The following is a 6,654-nucleotide window of genomic DNA, read 5'->3' as shown; positions in this document are numbered from 1 at the left end:
CCGCTTGCAGCAAGCCCGTATCAGCGAGCCGCAATACGTCATCGATGTGCGCCGCGAGATCGCGGCGAGCCAGCTCTTCGGCGTGGTGCGACCTGACGGGCTGGCGCCGAAATCGCTGCGCGACGATGTCTTCAGGATGGAGGGCGAGAAACGCGTCGCCCAGACGATCTACGTCCCCGACGCCCTCGTCACCGACGTGCCCAAGCCGACGGCCGAGCAGCTCAGCGCCTATTTCGAGGCCAACAAGACTCGCTTTCAAATCCCGGAGTTTCGCGCCTTCTCCTATGTGCTGCTGACGGTCGACGATATCCTGCCTCAGATCAAGATCACGCCGGACCAGCTCAAGCAGGAGTACGCCGCTCGATCCGCCCAGTTCGGCACGCCGGAGAAGCGCGACGTCGACCAGGCGATGACCGACAGCGAGGACAAGGCCAAGGCCATCATCGCGGCCGTCAAGGGCGGCAAGTCGCTGGAGGACGCCGCGAAGGAGATCCTCGGGAACACCGATGGCGTGATCAAGCTCGGGGCGGTCACCAAGAAGGATCTGCCCCCCGGTCCCTTGGCCGACGGCGTCTTCGGCATTCCCGAAGGCGTGGCGCCGGCACCTATCCAGTCGCCGCTCGGCTGGCACATCGTGCGCGTCAACAAGATCGAGGCGGGCACGTCGCAGTCCTTCGACGAGGTCAAGGACAAGCTCGAAGCCGAGCTCAAGGCCCAGCAGGCACCCGATCTGCTGATCAAGCTGGTGACCGATTTCGAGCGCCTGCTGTCCAAGACGCAGTCGTTGAAGACAGCCGCCGAGGATCTCGGCCTCAAGGTCAAGACCTACGAGAACGTCGACGCGCGCGGGCAGGATGCGTCCGGCAAGCAGGTGGTGATCGGAGCCGCTGCGGCCGAGCTGGTGCAGGCCGCCTTCGCGACGCGCGAGAGCGCCGAGAGCGAGCTGTTGGAAACGCAGAAGGGCGAATACTTCGTCGTTCGCACCGACCGCATCACGCCGGCACGCATCCCGGCGCTGAGCGAGGTCGAGGCCAAGGTGACCGACGCCTGGCAGGCCGAGGAGCGCCGCAAGCTCGCCGAGGCCAAGGTCAAGGAGGCGGTCGAGAAGGCCAACGCCGGCACCGATCTCGCCGCCATTGCCAAGGAGCTGGGTCTCGAGGTCAGGACTTCCAAAGCGGTGACGCGCTTCGAAGCGGACCAGGGCAACTACCTCAATCAGACGGTCGTGCAGGCGCTGTTTAAGCTCGAGCCGGGCAAGACGCAATCGGTGCGCACCGGCGACGGCAGCGTGATCGTGCGCCTCGACAAGATCGAGCCGATCGATCCCGCCAAGGACAAGGAAGCGATCGAGCGCTTCGGCAAGCAGCTCGACACGATGGTCGCCAACGACTTGATCCTGCAGTTGGTCGGCGCACTGAGAGCCAAGTTCGGCGTCACGGTCGATGAGGCGACGTTCATCGCCGCCTTCAAGCCGCAGCAGCAATAGGCGCCCGCATCCCATGTCGATCTCACCCGACTTCGACGCCTTCGAAGCGTGCTACCTCGCCGGCAAGCCACAGCTCGTCTCGACTAAGCTGGTCGCCGACCTCGAGACGCCGGTGTCGGCGTATCTCAAGCTCGCCGACGGGCGGGCCAACTCCTTCCTGCTGGAATCGGTCGAGGGCGGCTCGGTGCGCGGTCGCTACTCGATCATCGGCTTCAAGCCCGACGTGATCTGGCGCTGCATCAAGGGGCAGGCCGAGATCAACCGGCGGGCACGCAGCGACGTGCGCGCCTTCGTGCCGCTCGACGGACGGCCGCTCGAGACGTTGCGCCATCTGATCCGCGAGTGCCAGATGGACCTGCCCCCCGGCGTACCGCCCATGGCCTCCGGGCTGTTCGGCTTTCTGGGTTACGACATGGTCCGCGACATGGAGCGGCTGCCCGACACCAATCCCGATCCAATCGGCCTGCCCGACGCGATCATGGTGCGGCCGACCCTGATCTGCATTTTTGACCGCCTCGAGGACAACGTGACCCTGGTCACGCCGGCGTGGCCGCAGGAAGGAATCGGCGCGCGTGCCGCCTACGAGGCAGCACAGGAGCGGCTGGCCGACGCGGTGTCCGACTTCGAGCGATCCCTGCCCTTCCGGCGCGAGAGCGCAGACGTGCTGGACGACCTGCCCGAGCCGCAAGCCAACATGGCGAAGGACGACTTCAAGCGCATGGTCGAAATCTGCAAGGAGTACATCCGCGCCGGTGACGCCTTCCAGATTGTGCCGTCGCAGCGCTTCTCCCTGCCCTTCAAGCTGCCACCGCTGTCGCTCTACCGCTCGCTACGCCGCATCAACCCCTCGCCATTCCTCATCTTCTTCGACTACGGCGACTTCTCTATCGTGGGCTCGAGCCCCGAGATCCTGGTCCGCCTGCGCGACAACATCGTCACCATCCGTCCGCTCGCCGGCACCATCCGGCGTGGTGCCACGCCGGAAGAGGACAAGCGGCTGGCCGAGACGCTCCTGGCCGACCCCAAGGAGCATGCCGAGCACCTGATGCTGCTCGATCTGGCGCGCAACGATGTCGGCCGCGTCGCCAAGATCGGTTCGGTCCGGGTGGTCGAGCAATTCACCATCGAGAAGTACAGCCATCTCCAGCATATCAGCAGCCATGTCGAGGGCACGCTGGACGACGGGCTGGAAGCGATCGATGCCCTGAAGGCCGGTTTCCCCGCGGGCACGCTGTCAGGGGCGCCCAAGGTGCGGGCGATGGAGATCATCGAGGAGGTCGAGCCGGTGCGCCGCGGCATCTACGCCGGCTGCGCCGGCTATTTCGCGGCCAACGGCTCGATGGATACCTGTATCATGCTGCGCACTGGACTGGTGAAGGACAGTACCCTGTATGTGCAGGCAGGCGTCGGCGTGGTCGCCGACTCCGATCTCGAGGCCGAGTACCGGGAGAGCGTCCTGAAGGCGGCCGCCCTGGTCCGCGCGGCGGAAGAGGCCGTGCGCTTCGCCAATGCCGGCCAGTGGAGCGCGGGCAACACGCGACGTTGAGCCCGGGCAACGAAGCGGGCTAGGGTCCTCCGGCAACGGAGGAACTCAATGTCCGACTGGCAAAAACGCTACCAGCGCCTGCTGTTCGATCGCCCGCATCCCAAGGTGCTGCGGGTGACCATGAACCGCCCAGAAAAATACAACGCCACGGACGCGATCATGCATCGCGAGCTGGTCGACGTATGGCGCGACATCGACGGCGACGACACGGTCAACTGCGTGATCATCCAGGGCGCCGGCGGCAAGGTGTTCTCGGCCGGCGGCGATTTCGACATCATCGAAAAGAATATGAAGGACTACAACGCGCTGTTGCGGACGTGGAAGGAAGCGCGTGACATCGTCTACAACGTCATCAACTGCTCCAAGCCGATCGTCAGCACGATGCGCGGCCCGGCGGTCGGCGCCGGCCTGGTCGCCGGCATCCTCGCCGACGTGTCGATCGCGTCCAAGAAGGCGAAGATCATCGACGGCCATACGAGACTCGGCGTCGCCGCGGGCGATCACGCGGTGATCGTGTGGCCGCTGCTCTGCGGCATGGCCAAGGCCAAATATTACCTGCTGCTGTGCGAGGCGGTCGACGGCGAGGAGGCGGAGCGCATCGGGCTGGTCTCGTTGTGTGTCGAAGATTCCGAGCTCGAAGCCAAGGGGCTCGAAGTCGCCACCAAGCTCGCCGAAGGTGCCCAGACCTCGATCCGCTTCACCAAGTACGCGCTCAACAATTGGCTGCGCATGATGGGCCCGTCCTTCGACGCCTCGACGGCGCTCGAAATGCTGGGGTTCCTCGGCCCTGAGGTGAAGGAAGGGCTCGCTTCGCATCTCGAGAAGCGCAAGCCCAAGTTCGATCCCTACTCGCCCATCTGACGGAGCACGCGATGCGCGGACTGCAAGGCAAGAACGTCATCGTCACCGGCGGCGGCGGCGCGATCGGCGGTGCCATCTGCCGGCGATTCGCCGGCTACGGCGCCAATGTCGGCGTGTTCGACAAGAATCCCGAGGCGGCCAACCGGGTCGCCGAGGAGGTGCGCAAGGCGGGCGCCCGGGCCGTCGTCTCGGACGTCGACATCGCCGACTATGCCGGCGTCGGCACAGCGATCGCCGCCTTCGAGCGCGAGATCGGCCCGACCGACATCCTGGTCAACAACGCCGGCTGGGACACTTTCCTCAACTTCGTCGACACCACGCCGGACCTCTGGGACAAGCTGATCGCCATCAACCTGCGCGGCCCGCTCAACATGAGCCACGTCGCGCTCAAGGGCATGGTGGCGCGCGGCCACGGCCGGATCGTCAACATCGCCTCCGACGCCGGTCGCGTAGGCTCGTCCCAGGAGGCGGTCTACTCGGCCTGCAAGGGCGGCATCATCGCCTTCACCAAGACGGTGGCACGCGAGGTGGCGCGGCGCGGCATCACCCTGAACGCGGTCTGCCCCGGCCCGACCGACACGCCCCTGCTGGCGTCCGCGGCCGGTGTCGGCGAGCGCGCCGAGCGCTTCCGGGCCGCCCTGGTCGGCGCCATCCCGATGAAGCGGGTAGGCGACCCCGAGGACATCCCGGGGGCGGTCTGCTTCCTCGCCAGCGACGATGCCGGCTTCATCACCGGCCAGACGATCAGCGTATCGGGTGGCTTGACCATGCACGGCTGAGCCCGCGAGAGTCGCCCCATGCCCGAGCTCGCCTGGCTGGCCCAGTCATTCCCCAACTTCGTGCGCTATGTCGTCGTCGGCTTCGCGCTGGCGGCATTGTTCCTGTGGATCTACGTCCTGATCACGCCGTGGCCCGAGTTCAGGCTGATCCGTGCCGGCAACTCGGCCGCCGCGACGGCGTTGGTAGGAGCTTTGTTCGGGTTCTGCCTGCCGCTCGCCAATACCATCGCCCATTCGGTGAGCCTGACCGATCTCGTCGTGTGGTCGCTGGTGGCATTGGTCGTTCAGGTGCTGGTCCATGTCGGCATGCGTTTCATGCTGCCGGGACTAAAGGAGGCGATCGAAGCGGACAAGGCGGCGGCCGGTATTGCCGCCGGCGGCTTCGCCACCTGCTTCGGCCTGATCAACGCGGCCTGCCTGACGTCCTGACGATGGCCAAGTCCCCGCAACCGACTGGCCGGCGCATGTCGAGCGGCGTCAAGCTCGCCGTGATGGGGGTAGCAGGCGCCGCCCTGCTCTATTCCTGCGCTCCAAGCGTCGGTGCGGGGTTGGGTGCCCTGCCCTACCTCTGGTTCCTGCCGAATCCGTTCTACCGCCCGCCGATCGGCGCCGCGCCTTGCCCGCCCGGCCAGGTCTGCCCGCCGCCGCAGCAAGCGACGGGCACGAGCGACAGCAGTTCCCGCAGCAGCAGCACGAGCACCGGATCGACTTACAGAAGCAGCAGCACGACCGGCAGCACAAGTGGCAGCTCGACCTCCGAGAGCGGCCATGCGACCTCCACGACGAGTCAGCGCGGCGGCTTCGGGTCGACCGGATCGTCGAGCAGCTCGTCGAGCTGACATGCGTCGCGAAGCATCCGTGCCCCGCTCGGGCTGGCAGCACAGGCTCGAGCAGATCGGCTTCGATTTCTACAATCTGGAGGGCAAGGCCTACTGGACCGAGCAGGCCTGCTACGCCTTTTCGGCGGCCGAGATCGACGAGGTGGAGGCAGCCAGCGAGGAGCTGCACGGGCTCTGCCTGAAGGCCGTCGAGCATGTCGTCGCCAACAAATTGTGGGAGCGCATGCGGATTCCGCCTGCGTGGGGCGAGTACATCGAACGCGTCTGGCGGCGCAACGACCCGACCTTGTGCGGCCGTTTCGATCTCGCCTACGACGGCAAGGAGCCGCCCAAGCTACTCGAGTACAATGCCGATACGCCGACCGCGCTGTACGAAGCGGCTGTGGTTCAATGGTACTGGCTGAAGGACGTGAAGCCCGAGGCCGACCAGTTCAACTCGATCCACGACAAGCTGATCGAGGCGTGGCGCGCTATCCTGCGCCGCCTGCCGCCCGAGGGCCTGGTCCATTTCGCCCGCTTCGACGGCCATCCCGAGGACCTCGCGACCTCCGAGTATCTGCGCGACACGGCGCTGCAGGCCGGCCTCGCAGGCAAGCCAATCGCCGTGACCGACATCGGCTGGAACGGCCGGCGCTTCACCGACCTCGACGAAATGCCGATCCAGCTCCTGTCCAAGCTCTACCCGTGGGAATGGATGGCGCGCGAGAAGTTCGGCATTCACGTGCTCACCGACACCACGGCCTTCATCGAGCCGGCGTGGAAGATGATCCTCTCCAACAAGATGCTGCTGCCGCTCTTGTGGGAAGGCTTTCCCAATCACGCCAACCTGTTGCCGGCCTACGACACCGAGCATGTCGATCTTGGCCGCGCGTTCGTGAAGAAGCCGATCTTCGGGCGCGAGGGCCACAACGTGACGGTGGTCGGCCCCGGCATATTCGATACCGCAGGCGGCGACTACGGCAGCGAAGGCTTCGTCTGGCAGGCTTATCAGCCGCTGCCGCGCTTCGACTCCTGCTATGCCTTGGTCGGTTCATGGATCGTCGACGGCAAACCGGCCGGCATCGGCATGCGCGAGGACGAGCGCCGCATCACCCACAACAACAGCCGCTTCGTGCCGCACTATTTCGAGTGACCGGTCGCCTC

General features: G+C 66.0%; 7 protein-coding genes. All 7 read left to right on the top strand.

All coding sequences use genetic code 11. From position 1 onward, the window contains the following. The coding region (locus tag ACILR9_RS29525) for a peptidyl-prolyl cis-trans isomerase (protein WP_395713557.1) at window positions 1-1,486 on the top strand (1,486 nt) is incomplete at its 5' end. A 13-nt stretch (window positions 1,487-1,499) separates the two neighbouring features. Next, window positions 1,500-3,032, top strand: a complete 1,533-nt coding sequence (trpE, locus tag ACILR9_RS29520) for an anthranilate synthase component I (RefSeq protein WP_395713556.1) — start codon at window positions 1,500-1,502, stop codon at window positions 3,030-3,032. Between the two features lie 48 nt (window positions 3,033-3,080). Then, window positions 3,081-3,893: an enoyl-CoA hydratase/isomerase family protein gene (locus ACILR9_RS29515; protein WP_395713555.1), complete on the top strand. Its 813-nt coding sequence runs from the start codon at window positions 3,081-3,083 to the stop codon at window positions 3,891-3,893. A gap of 11 nt (window positions 3,894-3,904) precedes the next feature. Then, complete coding sequence (locus ACILR9_RS29510; protein ID WP_395713554.1) at window positions 3,905-4,672, top strand: SDR family oxidoreductase; 768 nt, start codon at window positions 3,905-3,907, stop codon at window positions 4,670-4,672. 18 nt (window positions 4,673-4,690) lie between these two features. Next, window positions 4,691-5,101 (top strand): DUF350 domain-containing protein, encoded by a 411-nt coding sequence (locus ACILR9_RS29505; RefSeq protein WP_395713553.1) that lies wholly within the window; start codon window positions 4,691-4,693, stop codon window positions 5,099-5,101. A 2-nt stretch (window positions 5,102-5,103) separates the two neighbouring features. Beyond that, entirely contained in the window at window positions 5,104-5,511 is a 408-nt protein-coding gene (locus tag ACILR9_RS29500) for a hypothetical protein (protein ID WP_395713552.1), read from the top strand. Between the two features lies 1 nt (window position 5,512). Beyond that, entirely contained in the window at window positions 5,513-6,643 is a 1,131-nt protein-coding gene (locus tag ACILR9_RS29495; RefSeq protein WP_395713551.1) for a glutathionylspermidine synthase family protein, read from the top strand. The last annotated feature ends 11 nt before the right edge of the window (window positions 6,644-6,654 follow it).

This window comes from Reyranella sp., from assembly GCF_044224635.1.
GTDB lineage: Bacteria > Pseudomonadota > Alphaproteobacteria > Reyranellales > Reyranellaceae > Reyranella.
Note: the sequence above shows the minus strand (reverse complement) of the source record. Positions and strands in the feature narration are given on the sequence as shown.